This is a genomic window from Pseudomonas sp. MWU13-2105, assembly GCF_023242315.1.
Classification (GTDB): Bacteria; Pseudomonadota; Gammaproteobacteria; order Pseudomonadales; family Pseudomonadaceae; genus Aquipseudomonas.
Genome location: NZ_JALLIY010000016.1, coordinates 1 through 19,935, shown reverse-complemented (window position 1 = coordinate 19,935; position 19,935 = coordinate 1). Strand labels below are relative to the sequence as shown.

20 protein-coding genes and 3 pseudogenes are annotated in these 19,935 nt (G+C 61.0%); 10 read left to right on the top strand and 13 right to left on the bottom strand.

Going from position 1 to position 19,935, the window contains the following annotated elements:
• Positions 1–4 precede the first annotated feature (4 nt).
• Genes M5B96_RS22515 through M5B96_RS22505 form a run of 3 tightly spaced genes read right to left on the bottom strand, consistent with a single transcriptional unit; the run spans position 5 to position 1,493 of the window.
• On the bottom strand, positions 5–586 hold the full coding sequence (locus tag M5B96_RS22515) for a DUF1842 domain-containing protein (RefSeq protein ID WP_248799206.1): 582 nt from the start codon (positions 584–586) through the stop codon (positions 5–7).
• A gap of 52 nt (positions 587–638) precedes the next feature.
• Positions 639–1,271 carry a DUF1842 domain-containing protein gene (locus tag M5B96_RS22510; RefSeq protein ID WP_248799205.1) on the bottom strand — a complete coding sequence of 211 codons (633 nt, stop codon included), beginning with the start codon at positions 1,269–1,271 and terminating at the stop codon, positions 639–641.
• Between the two features lie 33 nt (positions 1,272–1,304).
• A complete protein-coding gene (locus tag M5B96_RS22505; protein WP_248799204.1) occupies positions 1,305–1,493 on the bottom strand; it encodes a DUF1843 domain-containing protein in 189 nt (62 codons plus the stop codon).
• A 547-nt stretch (positions 1,494–2,040) separates the two neighbouring features.
• On the opposite strand from M5B96_RS22505, the gene M5B96_RS22500 reads away from it, so the two are divergent.
• Positions 2,041–2,952 carry a LysR family transcriptional regulator gene (locus tag M5B96_RS22500; protein ID WP_248799203.1) on the top strand — a complete coding sequence of 304 codons (912 nt, stop codon included), beginning with the start codon at positions 2,041–2,043 and terminating at the stop codon, positions 2,950–2,952.
• Positions 2,953–3,029: 77 nt separating this feature from the next.
• Here the strand turns inward: M5B96_RS22500 and M5B96_RS22495 are convergent.
• Positions 3,030–3,884 (bottom strand): annotated as a pseudogene (locus M5B96_RS22495) (AMP-binding protein); the annotation flags it as partial.
• A gap of 183 nt (positions 3,885–4,067) precedes the next feature.
• Positions 4,068–4,628: an arsinothricin resistance N-acetyltransferase ArsN1 family B gene (locus M5B96_RS22490; protein WP_248799202.1), complete on the bottom strand. Its 561-nt coding sequence runs from the start codon at positions 4,626–4,628 to the stop codon at positions 4,068–4,070.
• Between the two features lie 24 nt (positions 4,629–4,652).
• Here M5B96_RS22490 and M5B96_RS22485 point away from each other — a divergent pair, with 24 nt between their 5' ends.
• Positions 4,653–4,820, top strand: a complete 168-nt coding sequence (locus M5B96_RS22485) for a hypothetical protein (RefSeq protein WP_248799201.1) — start codon at positions 4,653–4,655, stop codon at positions 4,818–4,820.
• On the opposite strand, the gene arsH is transcribed toward M5B96_RS22485, so the two are convergent.
• From arsH to M5B96_RS22470, 3 genes are all read right to left on the bottom strand, one after another.
• The gene (gene arsH / locus M5B96_RS22480; RefSeq protein ID WP_248799200.1) at positions 4,817–5,551 is read right to left on the bottom strand and encodes an arsenical resistance protein ArsH; all 735 of its coding nucleotides are present in this window, start codon (positions 5,549–5,551) and stop codon (positions 4,817–4,819) included. The genes M5B96_RS22485 and arsH overlap by 4 nt on opposite strands.
• Complete coding sequence (locus M5B96_RS22475) at positions 5,551–6,021, bottom strand: arsenate reductase ArsC (protein WP_248799199.1); 471 nt, start codon at positions 6,019–6,021, stop codon at positions 5,551–5,553. Before M5B96_RS22475 ends, arsH begins: the two co-directional genes overlap by 1 nt.
• A 108-nt stretch (positions 6,022–6,129) precedes the next feature.
• Positions 6,130–6,480, bottom strand: coding sequence for a metalloregulator ArsR/SmtB family transcription factor (locus M5B96_RS22470; protein ID WP_248799198.1), 351 nt, complete (start codon positions 6,478–6,480; stop codon positions 6,130–6,132).
• A 310-nt stretch (positions 6,481–6,790) separates the two neighbouring features.
• On the opposite strand from M5B96_RS22470, the pseudogene M5B96_RS22465 reads away from it, so the two are divergent.
• A pseudogene (locus M5B96_RS22465) lies at positions 6,791–7,219 on the top strand (alpha/beta hydrolase); the annotation flags it as partial.
• 68 nt (positions 7,220–7,287) lie between these two features.
• Here M5B96_RS22465 and M5B96_RS22460 read toward each other — a convergent pair.
• Both M5B96_RS22460 and M5B96_RS22455 read right to left on the bottom strand, forming a co-directional pair.
• Positions 7,288–7,665, bottom strand: coding sequence for a cupin domain-containing protein (locus M5B96_RS22460; protein WP_248799197.1), 378 nt, complete (start codon positions 7,663–7,665; stop codon positions 7,288–7,290).
• Positions 7,666–7,690: 25 nt separating this feature from the next.
• The gene (locus M5B96_RS22455; protein WP_248799196.1) at positions 7,691–9,727 is read right to left on the bottom strand and encodes an NADH:flavin oxidoreductase; all 2,037 of its coding nucleotides are present in this window, start codon (positions 9,725–9,727) and stop codon (positions 7,691–7,693) included.
• A 134-nt stretch (positions 9,728–9,861) separates the two neighbouring features.
• On the opposite strand from M5B96_RS22455, the gene M5B96_RS22450 reads away from it, so the two are divergent.
• The 6 genes and pseudogenes from M5B96_RS22450 to M5B96_RS22425 form a co-directional block, all read left to right on the top strand.
• Positions 9,862–10,521 carry a TetR/AcrR family transcriptional regulator gene (locus M5B96_RS22450; RefSeq protein WP_248799195.1) on the top strand — a complete coding sequence of 220 codons (660 nt, stop codon included), beginning with the start codon at positions 9,862–9,864 and terminating at the stop codon, positions 10,519–10,521.
• 32 nt (positions 10,522–10,553) lie between these two features.
• Positions 10,554–11,393, top strand: coding sequence for a pyrroline-5-carboxylate reductase family protein (locus M5B96_RS22445; protein WP_248799194.1), 840 nt, complete (start codon positions 10,554–10,556; stop codon positions 11,391–11,393).
• Positions 11,394–11,434: 41 nt separating this feature from the next.
• Entirely contained in the window at positions 11,435–12,436 is a 1,002-nt protein-coding gene (locus M5B96_RS22440; protein ID WP_248799193.1) for an ABC transporter substrate-binding protein, read from the top strand.
• 154 nt (positions 12,437–12,590) lie between these two features.
• On the top strand, positions 12,591–13,454 hold the full coding sequence (locus tag M5B96_RS22435) for an ABC transporter permease (RefSeq protein WP_412548642.1): 864 nt from the start codon (positions 12,591–12,593) through the stop codon (positions 13,452–13,454).
• Positions 13,444–14,544 (top strand): quaternary amine ABC transporter ATP-binding protein, encoded by a 1,101-nt coding sequence (locus M5B96_RS22430; RefSeq protein ID WP_248799191.1) that lies wholly within the window; start codon positions 13,444–13,446, stop codon positions 14,542–14,544. The genes M5B96_RS22435 and M5B96_RS22430 overlap by 11 nt, the downstream gene beginning before the upstream one ends.
• 153 nt (positions 14,545–14,697) lie before the next feature.
• A pseudogene (locus tag M5B96_RS22425) lies at positions 14,698–14,949 on the top strand (MFS transporter); the annotation flags it as partial.
• 2 nt (positions 14,950–14,951) lie between these two features.
• On the opposite strand, the gene M5B96_RS22420 reads toward M5B96_RS22425, so the two are convergent.
• The 3 genes from M5B96_RS22420 to M5B96_RS22410 all read right to left on the bottom strand — a co-directional run bounded on the left by M5B96_RS22420 (position 14,952) and on the right by M5B96_RS22410 (position 18,869).
• Positions 14,952–16,154, bottom strand: a complete 1,203-nt coding sequence (locus M5B96_RS22420) for a YbfB/YjiJ family MFS transporter (protein WP_248799190.1) — start codon at positions 16,152–16,154, stop codon at positions 14,952–14,954.
• 289 nt (positions 16,155–16,443) lie between these two features.
• Positions 16,444–17,871 (bottom strand): sodium:solute symporter family protein, encoded by a 1,428-nt coding sequence (locus M5B96_RS22415; RefSeq protein ID WP_248799353.1) that lies wholly within the window; start codon positions 17,869–17,871, stop codon positions 16,444–16,446.
• A 302-nt stretch (positions 17,872–18,173) separates the two neighbouring features.
• On the bottom strand, positions 18,174–18,869 hold the full coding sequence (locus tag M5B96_RS22410; RefSeq protein ID WP_318654857.1) for a tRNA (adenine(22)-N(1))-methyltransferase: 696 nt from the start codon (positions 18,867–18,869) through the stop codon (positions 18,174–18,176).
• Between the two features lie 201 nt (positions 18,870–19,070).
• On the opposite strand from M5B96_RS22410, the gene M5B96_RS22405 reads away from it, so the two are divergent.
• Entirely contained in the window at positions 19,071–19,712 is a 642-nt protein-coding gene (locus M5B96_RS22405) for a LysE family translocator (RefSeq protein WP_248799189.1), read from the top strand.
• Positions 19,713–19,935: the final 223 nt, after the last annotated feature.

The following is a 19,935-nucleotide window of genomic DNA, read 5'->3' as shown; positions in this document are numbered from 1 at the left end:
CGGATTAGCGTGCTTCCAGGCGCGCGATTTCCGCGTTCAATTGCTCGAGGGCACTTTGCAGTACACCTTGATGCGCCAGTTGCTGCTCTCCCAGGCGTACAACGGATTTCAGATGCGCCAGATCGCCACTGGCTTGTGCCTGTTGCACCGCCACGGCGTAGAGCGGCAATTTCTGATGGGTCACGGGTTCGTGCTGCGAGACCGGGGCCTGGCTGACCGCTACGTGCCTGACGTAATGCTCCTGGCCTTGGTCGACGTAGTTATAGTCGACAAACCCGCTGGCCCAATCCGCTCCGAGGATACCCTTGAGATGAAAGGTCTCGGCGATCTGGCTGGGCGGTCTGCCTGGGCCACCCGCCAACGTGAGGACAATGTGGTTCTCGACCGAGGCGGTCAGTTTGGCCTCGGAGTAATTGCCCCAGACCCGGGCGCGGAAATTAACCGTTGGGTAGGTACTGGCGAAAACACTGGCCACTCCGGTGACGGTCTTGCGAACGGTATCGACCAGCAGGTCGAGGGTGAGTACCGGAGCACCCAGCAGTGGGGTATGGGTGATGAGGCGGGTGTGAAAAAGTCCAGTCGACATGGTGCAACTCCCTTGTTTGTATGCGGACAGTTCAGTCTGGTCGAGCTGCCAGTCAGCGACGTTCCAGCCTGCTGATTTCGCTTCTCGCCGCTTCCAGTGCGCTCTGCAACTGGGGTTGTTGCTCCAGTTGCTGCTTGGCGAGGCCGGCCAGGTGTTTCATCTGGGCCAGGTCGCCGCTGGCAATGGCGCTCTGAATCGGCGCCGCGTACAGGGGCATAATATGTGGGTAGGGCAGGATGACCGGGCCAGGGCCCATCGCTGGAAAAAAGTTGGATTGCACCGGTTGTTCGAGGTGTGCGGGGACGTTCTGGACGTTGACCCAGCGCTGGCCATCCAGGTACTGGTAGCTGGCCACGCCGTCTTTCCAGTCACTGCCCACCACCAGGTGCAACTTGAAGTTCACGGCAGAGTTCGAGCTTGGGCCACCGTGGTTGCCTTGCGCGGTAATCAGGATTTTGCTGACGGCCGGTGACATGACCGTCATGTAGGTATATTCACCCCAGACATCCGACTGCAGGTCGAGCGGCGGGTTGATTGCCTGGGTGACGACGGCAGTACCACTGACACTCTGCTCGGGCGTAAAGACCAGCAGATTGAGCACCAGGCTTTGTGCCCCCGGGGCCGAGGTGCCAATTCGATAACTGAGCGGAAACAAGCCGACAAATTGCTGAGTAGAATCAGACATAGTTATTGCCTCCATTGCATTGAGAGAAAGGCCCTAAAGCTTCTCTAAACGGGAAACTTCCCTGGCCAGTTTTTCGTACGCGGTTTGCAGGTCTTTCGGTTGTGGCTTTGTTGAGTCACGTTGCTGCAACAAAGTCTTCATCTGTTGCAGATTGCCTTCCTCGATTGCGTCGTGGATGGCGCTCCCATAAGGAGGGGAGGCGTGAGGGGTGGAGCGGCTCATAATGATGGATCCTTCCGTGGTGTTGCCAATACCCTCCTTGCGGGAAGGAGGGCGCCCTTACGCAAGCTGGCCCATCAGCGTGGAGATGTTCCGCCAGTCGACAATGGCTGCTTGCAACTGCGTGTTAGCGAAGACACAGGCAATGGGCGACGATTCAATCGTGCCTTTGAGTTGCCCACGCTGACTTTGAGATGTTTGGGGGCCTGCTGGTTGCCGGATTGTGCTTATCGGTGGCCAGGCGTGGATTCAAGAAAAAAGAGTGCGTCGGTTGTACGTTGGTCATCTTTCTATCCTTGAGAGAAAACAACGAAACGCTGGGATCAACTCGTCACTGAGGGCGGGTGCATACATAGTTGCAAGCACAAGCCATCCCTGGTTTTCTTTGGTATTGCTATCGGTGGCGGCGGCCTTTCTGGCGCTCGCAAACTGGCATTTCGCCAGTCACGTAACCCTAGATATGGTTTTCTGATCTCGCCAGAAAAAGCGCCGAACGGTCATCTCAATTTATTCTTACTTATTGCCAGTCAACTTTAGAGGGCATCAGCCCATGGATAGTAGAACCTTGCACAACCTGATGCGCATTGTGCAGACCGGCTCGTTGTCGGCGGCCGCGGAGCATTCCAGTTTGACGGTACAGGCGTTGGCCGCGCAGTTGAACAAGGTTGAGGAGCAGTTTGGTTTTCGCCTGTTTCGACGCTCGAACAAGGGCTTGACCCTGACCCCGCAGGGCGCGGAGCTCATGCCCTATATGGACAAAGTGTTGGTCGCCACGCGGCAGTTGGAAGAAAAGGTCAACGCCCTGAAGGTGCCTGGACAACGCACGCTGAAGGTGGCGTTGAATACCACGCTGTCGGAGGACTTCAATCGGAGAATGGTCGGGAGCCTGATTGAAGTGTTTCCCGAGTATCAGCTGGAATTCAGCTACGCCGAGTCGATGGAAAACCTCAGCAAACTCAAGAATGAAGACTTCGACCTGGCCGTGCTGATCGGCCCGCCAAGGCCCGGCGTGCCGAGCATCGTGCTGCCGAATGTGCAGATTCAGGTAGTGGGCGCCCACTGCGGTCATGAGAGCGATCCGTTGCTGCTGCTGGGGGACAGGTTTCTGGTGCGTCCGGCGGACGATTGTCCGTATTCCCGTAGTTTCTTGCGCTTGCTCGACGCGGGCCTTGGAAACTATGGGGGCGCCCAGCGGATGATCTACTCCGGCAGCGAAACCCTGACCCTTTCGCTGATTACGCAGATGGACGGCCTCGGCATGGTGTCCCGCGAGGCGGCCGAGCGTAACGGCTTGAGCATTTTTCCCGGTTTCGAGGATCTCCTCGAAGTACGGCTGGCGGTCAATAACCCCGAGTTGTCGGACCAGGCATTGAGCGCGGTGGTCGGCCTGCGGCTGCATGAGCGCGCCGAGCGACCTGTCCGCAGCCGCTCCAAGCGCAGTGTCGAAGATGCCCCTCAGTGAGCACAGGTGTCATTGGCGCTGGCTTTCAACCACAGGCGCAGCTCCGTCTTGAGGAGCTCGCCGTAGCTGTTCTTGAGCAGTACGTTGCGCAGTTCTGTCGGGTAGATAGGCGCGTCCCCATAGATGATGGTCTTGATCCCCCCGCCGTCGTAGCCTTGGCGGCGGCCCTGCTCGACCATGCCGGTGAACATCGCGGGGGCCACGAACAAGGTGATATTGCCGAACCCGCTCGCCAGCTCGAACAGTTCGTCGGCCTTGAATTCGCGAGACTCCGGGACGACATGGCGAGCGGCCCGACGCACATGGATCAGGCTGTAGAGTCCGGCGCAGTGGGACATCGGCGCGGCATAGACCACGGCCTCATCGCTGTCGATGGGATCGCCATCGGGCGAACAGTCCTGCGACATGGCCATCAGGTTGCCGTGGCTGAGCATCACCGCCTTGGCATCGCTTGTGCTGCTGGAGGTGTAGAACAGCCAGGCGAGGTCAGCGGCGTGACGCGGATAGGGGGTGTCTGGCGGTGAAGTGATCGAGGTGAGTGCGCCCATGTCCTCCCGATCCAGCTCCCGACACGGCTGGGGCAGGGCACCGGGCGCGAATACCTGGCCGCCATCGGTGAAGATCAGCCTGGCCTTGGCATTACGCACGATCCAGCCGGCCTCGACGGGGTGCAGCGTGCCGTTGATCGGCACCGCCACGGCGCCGGCCCACCAGATGGCGTAGAGCAGCTCGAGGTATTCGCAACAGTTCTTCATGAACAGTGCGACCCGGTCGCCGGGGGCAATGCCGTGCTCGTCGATCAGATACGCGGCCCGGTGCCGGACCAGGTCGAGAAAGGCACCATAGTTGGCGACTTGCCGTCGTCCCTCGAACAAGGCCGCGCGCTTGGGGTAACGGAGGCCGGCTTCGTCCAGCCAGTTGGCGATATTCATGCTCGGCTCCTGCGTGGCTGAAGGACATGCGCACACGGGGCAGCCTGATGGGGCCAACGGCTCTGCATCGCCAGCCTGCGCCGCATGGAGCGGGATAGTCCATCAGCGGCAGGATTTGCGTCCATGAGGAATAATTTCAGGCATCTCAAGCGTTGTTTGAAATGCCGTGCCAAATACCCAGGGCTACGTACTCGTGGCGGGCTGCAAGGCGCTGAACGGAATGATCGGGGCTGGAGGTGTGGCGCTACTCAACGACCTGCGCCAGTATCCCACGTCATGCCATTTGTCTTGCTTGAAGCCGACTTGCGCGTAGGTGCCAATGTGTTCGAAGCCCAGCGCTTCGTGCAAACCCACGCTGCCAACGTTTGGCAGCGCTATACCGGCATAGGCCGCGTGGAAGCCCTGGCTCGCAAGAATAGGCAACAAGTGCTCATAGAGTGTCCGCCCGATACCTGTGCGGTGCGCGGTTGGGGCGATGTAAACAGTCACGTCTACCGACCAGCGATAGGCTTCCCGAGCCCGATGCTGGCTTGCGTAGGCGTAACCAAGGACTTGTCCGTCGCGTTCCGCAACAAGATATGGGTAGGTTGGCAGCGTCGACTCGATGCGCTGTGCCATCTGTGCAACGGTCGGGGGCTCCAGTTCGAAGGATATTGCCGTAAGCTCGACTATCGGTGCATAGATTGCCTGGATGGCTGCTGCATCCGATGGGGTCGCTACCCTGATATGACTCGTGATGCTCATCCTCTAACCTCTTGGTGATGTTTCATGTCCGTTTCCCAATCCATCGAGATGATCCCGCTTGAGAACCTTGACTCACTGACGGAGTCGCTGCTTGCCGAGGGCATGCCTTACGCGGACCTTGGCGAGCCTGAGCGTGAGTTCCCTAGCCTTTGCCCGTCCACCGCCCGCTATCTGGCAAAGCGGCTGTCCTAGATGGATCGCTGGTTGACTCGCGCCGAGAGCGCTGCGGCGCTTTCCTTGCGCTCGGAGTAGCGGTCCACCAGGTATTCCTCCCGGCCGCGCAACAGCAGGGTGAACTTCATCAACTCCTCCATCACGTCGACAACGCGGTCGTAGTAGGACGACGGCTTCATGCGCCCGGCCTCATCGAATTCCAGGAACGCCTTGGGCACGGAGGATTGGTTGGGAATCGTGACCATGCGCATCCAGCGGCCCAGCACGCGAAGCTGATTGACCGTGTTGAACGACTGCGAGCCGCCGCACACCTGCATCACCGCCAAGGTCTTGCCCTGGGAGGGTCGCAGCGCTCCCAGCGCCAGGGGAATCCAGTCGATCTGCGCCTTGAACACGGCGGACATCGAGCCATGGCGTTCAGGCGAGCACCAGACCTGGCCCTCCGACCACATCACCCGCTCGCGCAGTTCCCGCACCTTGGGGTGGTCGGCGGGCGCGTCATCGGGCAGGGGCAGGCCGGACGGATCGAAGATGACCGTCTCGGCGCCCATGAGCGTCAGGATGCGTGCCGCTTCCTCCGTCAGCAAGCGGCTGAAGGAGCGTTCGCGAGTTGATCCATAAAGCAAAAGAATACGCGGCTTGTGCGTGGGCGGGAGGTACTGGGCGAGCCGCTCATCGCTCGGTACATCGAACAGTGACAGGTCCAGGTTCGGCGCGTCGCTGGGGTTTTCCTGGGTAAAGTCGTTCATCAGAGCTCACCAATCCGGTCCAGCGCCTGCTTCAATTCCGTAGAGTTGAGCGCTTTGAAATCGAGAGAGAAAAAGGCGCTGAATCGCTGGCGGATGTGCGCAACCGTCGCGTCAAAGGCGGCCTGGACCTCTTCATCAGTGCCGCTGACCTCGGACGGATCGGACAGGCCCCAGTGGCTCTTGATGGCAGGACCGAAGTACACCGGACAGGGCTCGCCGCCGGCCTTGTCGCACACGGTGATCACCAGGTCCGGCGGAGCGTCGGCAAAGCTTTCCGAGCCCTTGCTATAGAGTCCCGAAGTGTCCACGCCAAGCCCTTGCAAGGTACTCACCGCGCGAGGGTTCAAGCGCCCGCTCGGGAAGCTTCCGGAACTGACTGCCGTCATCCCTTCAGGCGCCATCAGGTTGAACAGGCCTTCGCTGAGCACGCTGCGGCAGCTATTGGCGGTACACATGAACAGAACTTTCATTATTTGCTCCTGGGCTTGGATGCTCAACCGCGGGGCCTGGTGGCCAGGTTCATGAGCGGGTGGGGAGTGAGGGCGGGCGGCCAACCTTTGATTGTCTCGGGCGTCGGATCAGCAGCAAGCGGCCTGGCGGACGGGGCGGTCTGCCATGGAGGCAAGGCGGTCGGTGCCCCGCTCGACCCAGGCTCGATTGGCCTTGAGGGTCACCTGGAGAGTCTCCCCGACCCACTCCGGCAACTGCGGGTGCAGGCGGTAATAGATCCATTGCCCTTGGCGGCGATCTTCCAGCAGTCCGCTGGTACGTAGCTGCGCAAGATGACGAGAAATTTTCGGCTGGCTATCGTCCAGTGCCCAGATGAGCTCACAGACGCAAAGCTCTCCCTGTTCGCAGAGCATCAGCATGATTCGAGCGCGGGTCTCGTCACCGAGGCACTTGAAGACAGTGGCGGGGGAAAGGCTCATGGCGCTGCCTCGTAAGATATATGAATATTCGTATATTCGAATATACATATTTATCTGGTGTGGTGATAGTACGGATGCAGATGGCTTTGATCCGGGACTGGGCTGGGATGCCATTGGCTCGATTGCAGAGGCAAGTAGCGCTATTGCGCCGACGCCCGCGCTGTCACGGCTTGTCGGTATTGCTCGTTGGAAACTTTCTCCATCCAGCTCACTGACTTGCCATCAAGTGCTTCGGCTATGGCGATATGGCTCATGCCGGTGGTGGCTGTGGCACCGTGCCAGTGCTTGACCCCCGGAGGGATCCACACTACAGGCTTCCGCGGCCCGCGCCCAGGAAGCGGCCGGCGGCGAAGTGCTGTATTGGGGGGACGCCAATCTCACCGATGGACAGATCGCCAAACTGCCGTTCGACCTGTATCGCCAGGGTTACGAGTACTACTGGAAGACGCATGCGCACCCCAATTCGACCTTCAAGTACACCACGAGCAGTCTCCTGGACCTGATGCGCTTCGATGCCACCAGCCAGATCGACCTGATCAATCAGCCGTTGCTGATGATTGCCGGCAGCAAGGCCGACAGCCTGTACATGACCCAGGACGCGTTCCCCAAAGCTACGGGCACTAAGGACAAGGAGTTGTTCATTATCGATGGCGCCACGCATATCGAAACCTACTGGGTTCCCAAGTATGTGGACGCCGCACCCGGCAAGTTGACCACGTTTTACGCCGGGACGCTGTGATCTCAAGGCGTGCTTTTCATTGGACGACTCGGCCACCGCTGACTGGAGGATGCTGCTGCAACCTCTATTCACCGGCGAGTATAAATCAACAGCAAAATAGCCCCCTGTACCGAACCCGCACTGTGTGCCGCATCCGGCGCGCGGCAACAGTAGTCGCCGACATTCAGGGTTCGATCCTGATCAAAGAATGAGCCTTGTAGTACGAATAGCTGCTCCAGCTCCCCGGCATGGGTGTGGCTGGCGACCTGGGCGCCGGGATCGACCTTCATCAACAGGGTCTTTTCACCGCGCTCGGGGTCCTCGAACAGCGGCTTGATCCAAAAGCCTTCAGCCGCTGTTGGCAGCCATTCATCAGTGGTGGACGAATGATAAAGCGAGCCCCTGACCGGGCCTTGAATGCCGTTCCTGGCGCTGATTTTCCAGGAGGGGGCTTCATTGTCTGGCATGTTCTTCACCTGGGAGCGGGTTGGCTTACAAGTCCTTGACCAGTCGCAAGGCGTCGTAGATCGCGGCATGGGTATTGCGCGCCGCCACCGCGTCGCCGATGCGGAACAGCTGGAAGCGGCCGTCCGGGTTGCTCACGAGCTGTTGCGGGTGACCGACGATCAGGTCCTGCTGTTCAACCACGCCGCCATTGCTCGAAGTTGGTTTCAATTCGAAATACAGTTCGTCCAGCGGTCGGGTGCCGTGGTTGACCACCACCTGGTCGACGCGCCGGACCTTGCGCGCGCTGCCATAGTCGCTGTCGATGGTCGCCAGCAACTCGGCGCCCTCGCGCTCGACCGCGAGCAGGCGGAAGGTGACGGTGAAGGTGGTATCCAGCGCTTGCAGCGAGCGCATGTAGGGCACCAGGTTCATCGCCATCACTTCTGGGGCGAAGGTCCGGTCCGGGGTCATGATTTCGATTTTCGCGCCCGTTTTGGCGATGAACTCGGCGGCTTGCAGGCCGGCATGATCACCGGCGTCGTCGAACAGCAGGACATTGCGCCCGGGTTTCACATCCCCGGAAATAATGTCCCAGGCCGAGACCACCAGCTCATTGCCGGCCGAGAGAATCTCGGTGTGGGGCAGGCCGCCAGTGGCGATGATCACCACGTCTGGGTTTTCGTCCTGCACGCTGCCGGCTTCGGCCCAGGTATTGAAGCGAAAGCTCACGCCGCGCGCCAGGCACTGGGCCATGCGCCACTCGACGATGCTGATCATTTCCCGTCGCCGTTCCGATTGCGCGGTCAGTCGAACCTGCCCGCCGGCCTGGTTGGCGGCTTCGAACACCAGCACTTCATGACCGCGTTCGGCCGCCACGCGCGCCGCTTCCAGCCCGGCGACACCGGCGCCGACAATCACGATCTTGCGTTTGCGCGGTGCCTTGGGGATGTCATGGGGCATGCTGGTTTCGCGACCGGTGGCCGGGTTGTGGATGCAGTAGGCGGCGCCGCCCTGGTAGATCCGGTCCAGGCAATAGTTGGCGCCGACGCAGGGGCGGATATCCTCTTCGCGACCTTCGATGATCTTGCGCACGATATGCGGATCGGTCATGTGCGCACGGGTCATACCGACCATGTCGATCTTGCCCGAGGCGATGGCGTAGCGGGCGGTGGCCACGTCCGGGATCTTCGCCGCGTGAAAGGTCGGGAAGTGGGTGGCGGCGCGAATCTCCCCGGCGAAATCCAGGTGCGGTGAGTTGCGCATACCCTGGATCGGAATCAGGTCGGTCAGGCCGGCGTCGGTGTCGATATGCCCGCGTACGACGTTGAGAAAGTCCACCATACCGCTGTCTTTCAGGCGCCTGGAGATGTCCAGGCCATCGGCCTGGGTCAGCCCGCCGGGCATCTGCTCGTCGCCGGTGTAGCGCACGCCGACGATAAACTCTTGGCCGACGCGCTGGCGAATGGCGCGCAGGATGTCGAAGGTAAAGCGCAGACGATTGTCGATGGAGCCACCATAGGGCGCATCGAGGTCGTTGGTCAGCGGTGACCAGAACTGATCCATCAGGTGCCCGTAGGCTTGCAGCTCGATGCCATCCAGGCCGGCGGCCTGCATCCGCTCGGCGGCGTCGGCATAGTCCTTGATGATGCGCTGCACATCCCAGTCTTCCATCTTCTTCGGGAAGGAGCGATGCGAGGCCTCGCGCTCGAACGACGGCGACACCACGGGCAGCCAGTCGCCCTTGTCCCAGCGCGTGCGCCGACCCAGGTGCGTCAACTGGATCATCACCGCGGCGCCATGTTCGTGGCAGGCGTCGGCCAGCTCGCGCATCCAGCCGACCACCTCATCCTTGTAGGCGAGGATGTTGTTGAACACCGGCGGGCTGTCCCGGGAAACCGCGGCCGACCCGGCGGTCATGGTCAGGGCCACGCCGGCCTTCGCCCGCTCCACATGGTAGGCGCGATACAGCTCCTTGGGCATGCCGTCCACCGGATAGGCCGGTTCGTGCGCGGTGGTCATGATGCGGTTGCGCAGAGTCAGGTGCTTCAACTGATAGGGCTGGAGGAGCGGATCGTTCAGCATCGTCAAGACTCTCCGGAACAGGGCAGGACCTAAGTTGAAATTACGGTAGGGCGAAATGTACACCTGTGTCAACAAGCTGGACATAGGTGTACATTTTACTTGCGCAGCGTCGGATGAGCGATTAGGATCGAGCCATGAACGAACAATCCAAAGCAGTAGAAAGCGGCTGGAGAGGCTCCCTGGAAGGGTGGCTCAATGCCGCGTATGAAAGCCTGACCGAGTGCGGCGTCGACACGGTCCGGGTGATGCCGCTGGCCAAGAAGCTGGGGCTGTCGCGCACCAGTTTCTATTGGTTCTTCAAGGATCGCGAAGAACTGCTCGGCGCCTTGATCGAACGTTGGCGGGTGAAGAACACCGGCAACCTGATCGCCCAGACCGAGTGTTATGCCGAGAGCATTGCCGAGGCGATGCTCAATGTTTTCGACTGTTGGCTGAACCCCGACCTGTTCGATTCACAGTTCGAGTTCGCCATGCGCAGCTGGGCCTTGCAGTCGGCTGAAGTGGCCGAACATATCCGGGTCGCCGACATCGCCCGACGGGAAGCGTTGATCCGGATGTTCATGGGTTTCGACTACGACTTCGACGCCGCCGATGTGCGGGCGCGCACGATCTACCTGACGCAGATCGGCTACATCAGCACCAACACCCGGGAGGACATCGGCGAGCGCATGCGGCGGATTCCCGAGTACGTGAAGATCTTTACCGGCCAGGAACCCCTGGAGCGCGAGTTGAAACGCTTCTATGCCCGCCATGGGTATGTCACGGATGACGCGTCACCCCCCAACCCGCAATGACCGCGACTTCTGACTGACGAAGGCAGGTTCATATGTTCGAAGCTCCCACGATAGGCATTATCGGTGGATCGGGATGGCTTGGCCGCTCGATTGCCCAGGCGCTGCTCGACAAGGCATTTGTCCGGCCCGAGGCGTTGCTGCTTTCGAACCGTAGCGGCCGCCACCCGTTAGCGGGCGCCAGGCGTGCGCAGGTGATGCTGACCTGTGACAACCAGGCCCTGGTGGAGCGTTGCGCGGTGATCATCCTTGCCGTACGCCCCGAACAATTTGCCGAGGTGGAGATTTTCGCTGAAAACCGCCTGGTGATTTCCCTGATGGCCGGTGTGCCCATGGCTGAGGTGATGGCGCTGACCGGCAGCCGCCAGGTGATTCGCGCCATGGCCAATGCCGCCGCGCAAATCGGCAAGTCCTACACCCCCTGGTTGGCCGCGCAGGCGGTTACTGACCCGCAGAAAGCCTTTGCTCAGCGGCTGTTCGAAACCTTCGGCGGCGCCGATCAGGTCTTCAGCGAAGGTCATCTGAATTACCTGACGGCGCTGGTGGGAACCGGGCCGGCCTACCCGGCGTTGTTGGCGCGCAGCCTGCTCGAACATGCCCTGGGCGTTGGTCTGCCTGCCGCCATTGCCCAGCGTGCGGTAAACGCCGTAGTGGTGGATGCCAGCCAACTGATCAGCCATGGCTACAGCGTCGATGAACTCTTGCAGACACTGATCAGTTACCGCGGCGTCACCGCCGCGGGCCTTGAAGCCATGATTGCCGGCGGCTTCGATAGAACAATAAAAGCAGGTCTGGATTCGGCGGCCTCGGTCGCCAACGCCATGGGGCCATTTGTCCATTCTGCTGACACCCAAGAAGGTCCGATGACGCGGTAGTTGGCCCTTCCTAACTCTGGCCGCAATCGAGGTTAGCGTTTATGAATATAAAGTCTTTCTCGAAGACGGGACTTGCCCTGGGGATCGTCGCCTGCAGTGGCTGGGCGGCAGCGGCGGAATGTGGCGATGTGACCATCGCCAACATGAACTGGCAATCGGCCGAGGTGATGGCCAACGTCGACAAGTTGATCCTCAATGCCGGCTACGGCTGCAATGCCAGCCTGGTCACCGGCGATACGGTGCCGACCATCACCTCGATGGCCGAAAAAAGCCGCCCCGACATCGCCCCGGAAGGCTGGATCGACCTGGTGCCCGAGGTCGTCAGGACGGGCATTCAGAGTGGTAACCTGATTCAGGCGGCGAACTCCTTGTCCGACGGCGGCTCGCAGGGCTGGTGGATTCCGAAATACATCGCCGACGCCCATCCGGACATCAAGAGCTTCGATGATGTGAAGAAGCATCCGGAACTGTTTCCGGCCCCGGACGACCCCAAGAAAGGCGCGATCTACAACGGCCCGCAAGGCTGGGGCGGCACGGTGGTCACCAGCCAGTTCTACAAGGCCTACGGTTTCGAGAAGGCCGGTTTCGTGCTGGTGGATACCGGTTCGGCGGCGGCGCTGGACGGCTCCATCGCCAAGGCCTACGAACGCAAGGCGCCCTGGCTGGGCTTCTACTGGGCACCCACCGCCTTGCTGGGCAAGTACCCGATGGTGAAACTGGACAATGGCCATGCCGTCGACCCGGCGGAGTGGAAGCGCTGCAACACGGTCGCCGACTGTCCTGATCCGAAACCCAACGGCTGGCCGATCGATCGGGTCTATACCTTGACCACCAAGTCCTTCGCCGCGCGCTCGCCCACCGTCATGGCCTACCTGAACAAGCGCGCCTGGTCCAATACCACGGTGAACAAGCTGATCGCCTGGATGACCGATAACCAGGCCACCGGCGAGGAGGGCGCCAAGTACTTCCTGAAAAACAACGAAGCGCTGTGGAGCCAGTGGGTCAGCCCTGAGGCGTCGAGCAAGATCAAGGCCGCGCTGTAATCCGTCTGAGCCATGCAGTCCGTTGCGACGGGCTGCATTACTCCATTGGCGGCGACAACAATAAAAACACCCATGTATTGAAATGACCTGCCAGCGTTCTTACGGTCTTCTACGAAAGGGGAATGTCATGGAGTGGTTGCTCAGCTTTCCACATATGGATGACGAAAGACTCCGCGCCTTGAAAAAGCTCATCGACGGGGCCTTTCGCCATTTCACCAGTACCTATGGCGATGGCTTCGAAGCTTTTTTCCAACCGTTGCAAGTGTTCCTCAATCAATCCGAACGGTTCATGACCACCACGCCGTGGCCGATCATCATCGTGCTGGTGGCGTTGATTGCCTGGTTCGCCAGTCGCAGCTGGCGAATCGTCCTGGGGTGCGTGTTCACGCTGATGGCGATCGGTTATCTGGACATGTGGACCGACACCATGAAAACCCTGTCGATGATCTTCGTCTGCACCGTTATCTCCATCGTCATCGGCCTGCCCACCGGGATTGCCATGGCCCGCTCCAATCGTCTGCGCAACCTGATCAGCCCGGTGCTCGACGTGATGCAGACGCTGCCGAGCTTTGTCTACCTGATTCCGGTGGTGATGTTGCTCGGTATCGGCAAGGTTGCCGGGCTGATTGCGGTGGTGGTCTATGCCTTGCCGCCGATGATCCGCCTGACCAATCTCGGCATCCGCCACGTCGATGCCGAGATGCTGGAGTGCGCCGACGCCTTTGGTTCGTCCAGTTGGCAGAAACTGAAAAATGTCCAGCTGCCGCTGGCGTTGCCATCGATCATGGCCGGGATCAACCAGACGATCATGATGGCCCTGGCCATGGTGGTCATCGCCTCGATGATCGGGGTCGAGGGGCTCGGGCAACCGGTGCTCAAGGCTATTTCCAACCAGTACTTCACCCTGGGCATGTTCAACGGCCTGGCGATTGTCGGCATTGCGGTGATCTTCGACCGCGTCAGCCAGGCCTACGGCAGAAGACTGCAAAAGCATCTGGAGCGGGTCCATGGCCACTAATCCGAGCGATGACTTCGGCATCGAAATCAAGCATCTCTACAAGATCTTCGGTTACCAGGCGCAGGCCAGCATCGAGCGGGTCAAACAGGGCATGAGCAAGGCCGAGCTGCTGAGCCGGCACAGTCATGTGCTGGGCCTGAAGGACATCAACATCAGCATGCCGTCCGGCGGTATCCAGGTGATCATGGGGCTGTCCGGGTCGGGCAAATCGACCTTGATCCGCCATATCAACCGCTTGATCGAGCCCACGGCCGGCGAAGTCATCGTCGGTGGCGTGGATGTGCTGAAGATGAGCCCCCACGAGTTGCGGGAGTTTCGCCGGCACAGCATTTCCATGGTGTTCCAGAAGTTCGCGCTGCTGCCGAACCGCACCGTGCTCGAGAATGCCGTCTATGGCTTGGAGATCCAGGGCATGGCCCGTGGCCGGCAAGTCGAGATCGCCATGGGCTGGCTGGAGCGGGTCGGCCTCAAGGGCTACGAGCGGCACTATCCGAATCAGCTGTCTGGCGGCATGCAGCAGCGCGTCGGCCTGGCCCGGGCCTTGGCCAGCGACGCGCCGATCCTGTTGATGGATGAAGCGTTCTCGGCCCTGGATCCGCTGATCCGCATGGACATGCAATCGGTTCTGCTGGACCTGCAAAAAGAGATCAGGAAGACCATCGTGTTCATTACCCATGATCTTGATGAGGCACTGCGCATCGGTGATCGCATCGCGATCCTGCGGGACGGCGAGGTGGTGCAGCAAGGCACCCGCCAGGAGATCGTCATGAGCCCCGCCGACGACTACATCGCCAACTTCGTCAAGGAAGTGAATCGCGGCCGGGTGATTGGCGTCGAGGCGATCATGCGGCCGTTTGTGTCGGTGAAGGCCGGCGCAACGCTGACGGTGCCGCTGGGGACCTCACTCGAATCGGCGGTAAAACGACTGGTTGAAGCGGGACTCGATGAGCTGGTGGTGACGGACAGTCAGGGCCAGCCCGTGGGGCAACTGGCGCTCAAGTCGATTATTGCGACGATGGTCACCTCGACCGTGAGCGAAGCGTCGCAGTTGGTTCAGCCAAGGAGCGTGGCGCAGGCGCTGCTGCGCTAGTTGATCCGTCGACCACGATCTTGCTGCCCCAGCGGCGTAGAGCACAACCCTACAAGGCAGCTTGTTCGTGGGCAGGGATAGTCGTTTGCCGTACTTTTCGCTCTCGGCATCCGGGCCCGGACTTCAAACCGCGGCCCCGACTCAAGGACCGCCATGAAACAGACTCTCGATAACCCCCATGCCACGGCCTCCCTTTCGCCCTGGAGCCCGCCGAGCCATGGCCTGTTTCGCGGGCTCTGGCGGGCCAGTATCACCTCGAACATCGGCACCTGGATGCACGAGGTGGGCGCCGGCCGGCTGATGACCTTGTTGTCGGCCAGTCCGATGACCGTGGCGCTGGTACAGGTCGCCGCCGCGGCCCCGATGTTTTTCCTCGCGCTGCCGGCGGGGGCGCTGGGCGAGGTGCACTAGCGTAGCCGACGGGTGGCGATATCCAGGGCGATCGCCAGCAGCAGCGCGATGCTCGCGATCATGAATAGCCACTGATGATGCCCGCCGCTGGCATTGAAGATCAGCGAATAGGCGGCCCCGGCCAACGCCTGGAAGCTGGCAAAAGCAACCGTCGCGCGGCTCCAGGCGACCTGTTGGGCGTGGGCGTGGGGCTTGAGTTCGTGCACGCGGGCCAGGGCCAGCGGCACGATGCCGGGCGGAAACGAACCGATCAATACCGCAAGCCCGCACAGGAGCCACGGCTGGCTGGCGACACTCAGCGTGGCCACCGTCAGCGCCTGCACGATCAGCACCCAGCGGATACTGCGGCGGGCTCCGAGGTGATCGGCGAGCATGCCGTAGACCATCGGGCCAAAGATTGCTCCGATGCCATACATCACCCAGACCAGCGCCGCCACACGGGGGCCGGCGTCGAGACCGCGAGTCACGTAATCCACCAGGAAGACCATGGCCGGTACCAGCCCTGTGGCCATCAACGCGTACTGGGCGAGCAGTAGGCGCAAACCGCTGTTGGAGGCTTGATCGGCATGGCTTGCCGCTGTACTGGCGCCGACTGCGACGCCAGGCTCGGGCGGGCTCTGCGGCCAGCAGAACCAGCTGGCCGCGGTCAGCAGCGCGGCGACGAGCCCCAGGCCGATCCAGGTATCGCGCAGGCCCCATTCGAGCAGGGCCGGCACCAGTGTGCCGGAGCCGGCGATGCCCAGGCCGATGCCGAGAAAGATCGCGCCGCTGGCCGCGCCTCTGCGCGCCGCCGGCACGTGTGGCAAGACAGTGGAGGCGACCAGGACCATGATGGCGCCGCCGGCGATCCCCGACAGCAAACGCCAAGCGAAGAACCAACTGAAGGACAAAGGCCAGGCACAGGCGAAGAAGGACAACGTGGCGACCAGTAGCATCAGCCGCAGCACGAATGGATTGGACAGGCGCTTGCCGAGGGGATGTCCGAGCAGCGCTCCGATGAGGTACCCGGCGAGATTCGCGGCGCCCAGATAGACCACGTCCGTCGCCACGAACCAGTGTGCCTGGATCAGTTGCGGGATCAGCGGGGTATAGGCAAAACGCGCCAGGCCGATACTGACCAGGCTCGCGCACAAGCCGGCGAAAATATGCAACCAGACGTCATTGCGCAAAGGGAGTGTCGCAGTCGTAGCAGCTGACATGGGCGTAGTCCTTGATCAATACGGAGGAGGATTCGATTTTGCGAGTCCGCGCCGGCGCGGCGGAAATCATCGGGATCGATAGCGGATATCCTCCAGCGCCAACGCCTCGAGCATTCAATCGGCGACCATCGCTTCCCTGCCTGGCGCTGTGTTGGCCGAAACGTTGTCGGTTGCGCCGGTCCTTGAACGACAAACGCCCGATGCATCGCATCGGGCGTTGGGTGGAACAGGAGTCACCTGGTCAAGGACTGAACCTTGGGCAAGAAGGGCAGGCCTGCGTCTACAAGGGTCAGGCGCGCTGTTGTTTCATCCCGTCGTCAGCCTTCGGTGCAATCGGCTCGGGCGGCGTGCCGCGTCGCGTGAGGTGGCCGATGGTCATGATCAGCAGCGGCGTGAAAAGCGCGATATAAGCATTGTCGATACCCCACGGATTGCCGGCCAGGAACCATCCGACCGTCGCCAGGAGGGAGGCGATAATGCTCAGGAACGCGGCTTTCGGGGTGCCGAATTTCGGCGCGTAGAACACCATCAACACCAGTACCGCCAGGGACGCGCGCAGGGCTTTGCCGAGGAAGGCGATCATCAGCACCTTGTCCGAGGTCAGGGCCAGCGCGATCGGCAGCAGGCCGACGACGACGGTTGCCAGTCGGACAAAGCGCAGGGATTTGACATCGCTTTTTTCCGGGTTGAACCAGGGTTCGTAGAAGTCGCGCAGCAGCAAGGTCGCCGAGCCCATGCTCACCGCCGAGATGGTGCCGAACAGCGAGCCGGCCAAGCCCGCGACCACCAGGCCGGCGGTCAGTTGATCCATGCTTGCGATCAGGCGGGGGAAGGCTTGCAGCGAGTCAACCTGGGGGAACAACGCGGCGCTGCACATGCCGATCAAGGCCGCGCCGATACCGAAAGGGATCATCAGGCCGGCGCAATAGAAACAGGCCCGTTGCGCCTTGCCCGCGTCACTGACCGTGTTCACCGCTTGAATCACATATTGGGTGGAAAAGATCGAGCCGATGCCGGCAATCATCCAGGCGATGATCTGGCCCCAGCCGATGGCGGTCCAGTCGAACATGCCGGGCGGCAGTTGAGTGCGCAGGGCGCTGATGCCGCCGACCTGTTTCAAGCCGAACCACAGCGCCAGCCCGACGCCGAGGTATTTGAGGCTGGCGTGGACGAAGTTGGTATAGATGACCGAGCGCATGCCGCCGATGCTGACGTACAGCACTGAAACCACACCGACAATGACGATTGCCAGCGTGCGATCGACTTGCAGCACGCTGGCCAGCACCGCGCCGCCGCTGGCATAGATGGAAACCGCGACGATTTCCAGGGCGAAGATGGTGATGATCGACGTGGCGAAACGGGTGTTCTGCCCGTAGTTGCGCGACAGCACGCCGGAGATGGTGTTGTCGCCCAGGTCCTTGTATTTACGCGCCAGCAGCCAGGCGAACAGGACAAAGCCCAAGGCCAGGGCGAAGAGGTTCCAGGCGGCGGAGATCCCGGTTTTGAAGCCGGTTTGCGCGGTACCGATACTGACGGCGGTGCCGATGAATTCCGAGAGCATCAGAAAACCGATCAGGAACGCCGGAAAGTGTCCGCCGCCGGTGGTGTAGTTATTGGCGCTACGAGAATGTCGGCGCACACCGAAACTGATCAGCGCGAGGCTGAGCATGTAGAAGGCGGTGATGGACAGGACGATCCAGGAAGAGTTGGGCTGCATGTTCATGACCCGATCAACGTGAGGAAGGTTGAGGGGAATGCAGCAGGAACGCTTTCGCGGGCTGGGTTCATGGCGATGCTCTTTAAGTATTATTGTGGTGTGTTTTAGCTTCCTACCTTTGGTTTGTGGTGTCTAATATTGACGAAGTATGGCTGAATACCTTTAAGGTATTTTTGAGGCGCTGCCAGCGTGGGTCGCCGGCTGATCGGGAGTGCTGAATGGAAGGTCGGCGTCTGACGCCGGCCTGGCGATAGCGGCTGGGTCGACGCCCGGCGATTTTTCGTAGAAACCCCGGGTCGGGCTCAAGCCAGCAGCTCGCTGATCCAGCGGGCCTGCCGCACGATGTCCTGCAGCTTCGCCTCGGGCACCGCCTGCCGCGCCCGGGCGAAGTTGCTCAGGGTCTTCTGCTTCTCGCGCAGTATGCGCTGCCACTTGGCCAGGAACAGCGGGCTGCGGGCTTGCATCTGCAGCGGGCCGAAGTACAGCTCCTCGGCGCTGTACATCACCGGCCCGGCGCGCTCGGCGACGATGATTTCGTAGTCGAAACGGTTTTCCCGCAGCACTTCCTCGCAGAGGATACGGTAGCCATTTTCCATCAGCCATTGGCGCAGTGGCTGCTCGCCGCCGTTGGGTTGCAGGATCAGACGCTCCTGACCGCTCAGGCGCGCCTTGCCGCTGTCGAGGATGTCGCGGATCGTCTCGCCGCCCATGCCGCAGATGCTGATCGCGGTGATTCCGTCTCCCGGCTCGATCGCCGCCAGGCCATTGGCCAGGCGCACGCTGATCTGCTGTTGCAGGTCGTTCTCGCGCACGGTGCGTGCGGCCGAGTGGAACGGTGTCAATGCCACCTCGCCGGCAACTGCCGCGCCGATGGCACCGCGGCGCAGCAACGCCACCGGCAGGTAGCCGTGATCCGAGCCGATATCGGCCAGGCGCGCGCCTGCTGGTACATGCGCCGCCACGCGCTCCAGGCGCATGGACAATGTCTGTTCGTTCAACCGCAACCTCTTTTCAGCACGAACGTCCGGCCCTTTTGGCCTGATCGGGGCGCGACTCTATCGTGCTGGACCGGTGAACAGCAATACGCTGTACAACTGGCGAGAAGCGGCTGCGATTCGTAGCTTTTTTGCTCGATTTTGGATGAGGCATTCCAATTACCCTTGTAGCATCCGTCCTTTAATCGCCAACGAGTCAGAAAAATGGATGTTCACTCGATTCTTGCGTTCACCCTGGTCGCCGGTATTGCCATCGCCAGTCCTGGTCCTGCGACCTTGATGGCATTGAGCAACAGCGTTGCCTACGGCGCGCGTTCCACCCTCTGGTCGTCACTCGGCAACGCCTGTGGCCTGTTCTGTCTGTCGGCTGCGGCCATGCTCGGGCTCGGGGCGGTGCTGGCTAGTTCCGAGTGGTTGTTCAACGCGGTGAAAATCGCCGGTGCCGGTTATCTGTTCTATCTGGGCGCCAAACAGTTGTTGAAAAAGTCCCCGGTGCTTGCAAGCGATGCTCAAGGCCAGCCAACCGGTAATAGACCGTCGCGTAGCAAACTGTACAAATCGGCGTTCCTGACCGCCGCCACCAACCCCAAGGCGACGATATTTTTCACCGCGTTGTTCCCGCAGTTCATCGATCAAAGCGCCGCGCTGCTGCCGCAATTTCTGATCCTCACGGTGATCTTCATGGCCTTGTCGCTGACTTCGTTGAGCCTGTATGCCGTACTGGCTTCTCGTGCCAAGGGCCTGCTGATCCGTCCCGCATTTTCCAAGTGGGTGAATCGGGTGGTGGGTTCGACCTTTATTGGCTTTGGTGCGGCGATACTGAGTATGCGTCGGCAGGGCGTTTAGGGTGAGGCGGATGGAAGGATAGCAAAAGGGTAGGAGAGTCTGTTTTGGAAAGTCAGGTTGGATTTTACAGTGCCGTGCTTTCTGACGGCGGTATTTAAAGCTTCGTTGAGTGATGCCAACTGATCAACGACAAAGCACTCAATCTATCAGGATTTTTACCCTGTTCTGCCGGGGGCTCTGTCTGCTCGGTCTACCCGTGTTTCCCGCCAATGCACGAAATGAC

Excerpts from the sequence above, each read along its gene's own strand:
- M5B96_RS22450 (WP_248799195.1), top strand. The coding sequence starts at position 9,862 with ATGAACGAACAATCCAAAGCAGTAGAAAGCGGCTGGAGAGGCTCCCTG.
- M5B96_RS22415 (WP_248799353.1), bottom strand. The coding sequence starts at position 17,871 with ATGCAGCCCAACTCTTCCTGGATCGTCCTGTCCATCACCGCCTTCTAC.
- M5B96_RS22515 (WP_248799206.1), bottom strand. The coding sequence starts at position 586 with ATGTCGACTGGACTTTTTCACACCCGCCTCATCACCCATACCCCACTG.
- M5B96_RS22505 (WP_248799204.1), bottom strand. The coding sequence starts at position 1,493 with ATGAGCCGCTCCACCCCTCACGCCTCCCCTCCTTATGGGAGCGCCATC.
- arsH (WP_248799200.1), bottom strand. The coding sequence starts at position 5,551 with ATGAACGACTTTACCCAGGAAAACCCCAGCGACGCGCCGAACCTGGAC.
- M5B96_RS22500 (WP_248799203.1), top strand. The coding sequence starts at position 2,041 with ATGGATAGTAGAACCTTGCACAACCTGATGCGCATTGTGCAGACCGGC.
- M5B96_RS22445 (WP_248799194.1), top strand. The coding sequence starts at position 10,554 with ATGTTCGAAGCTCCCACGATAGGCATTATCGGTGGATCGGGATGGCTT.
- M5B96_RS22420 (WP_248799190.1), bottom strand. The coding sequence starts at position 16,154 with ATGTCAGCTGCTACGACTGCGACACTCCCTTTGCGCAATGACGTCTGG.
- M5B96_RS22490 (WP_248799202.1), bottom strand. The coding sequence starts at position 4,628 with ATGAGCATCACGAGTCATATCAGGGTAGCGACCCCATCGGATGCAGCA.
- M5B96_RS22510 (WP_248799205.1), bottom strand. The coding sequence starts at position 1,271 with ATGTCTGATTCTACTCAGCAATTTGTCGGCTTGTTTCCGCTCAGTTAT.
- M5B96_RS22455 (WP_248799196.1), bottom strand. The coding sequence starts at position 9,727 with ATGCTGAACGATCCGCTCCTCCAGCCCTATCAGTTGAAGCACCTGACT.
- M5B96_RS22470 (WP_248799198.1), bottom strand. The coding sequence starts at position 6,480 with ATGAGCCTTTCCCCCGCCACTGTCTTCAAGTGCCTCGGTGACGAGACC.
- M5B96_RS22485 (WP_248799201.1), top strand. The coding sequence starts at position 4,653 with ATGTCCGTTTCCCAATCCATCGAGATGATCCCGCTTGAGAACCTTGAC.
- M5B96_RS22435 (WP_412548642.1), top strand. The coding sequence starts at position 12,591 with ATGGATGACGAAAGACTCCGCGCCTTGAAAAAGCTCATCGACGGGGCC.
- M5B96_RS22430 (WP_248799191.1), top strand. The coding sequence starts at position 13,444 with ATGGCCACTAATCCGAGCGATGACTTCGGCATCGAAATCAAGCATCTC.
- M5B96_RS22440 (WP_248799193.1), top strand. The coding sequence starts at position 11,435 with ATGAATATAAAGTCTTTCTCGAAGACGGGACTTGCCCTGGGGATCGTC.
- M5B96_RS22475 (WP_248799199.1), bottom strand. The coding sequence starts at position 6,021 with ATGAAAGTTCTGTTCATGTGTACCGCCAATAGCTGCCGCAGCGTGCTC.
- M5B96_RS22460 (WP_248799197.1), bottom strand. The coding sequence starts at position 7,665 with ATGCCAGACAATGAAGCCCCCTCCTGGAAAATCAGCGCCAGGAACGGC.
- M5B96_RS22405 (WP_248799189.1), top strand. The coding sequence starts at position 19,071 with ATGGATGTTCACTCGATTCTTGCGTTCACCCTGGTCGCCGGTATTGCC.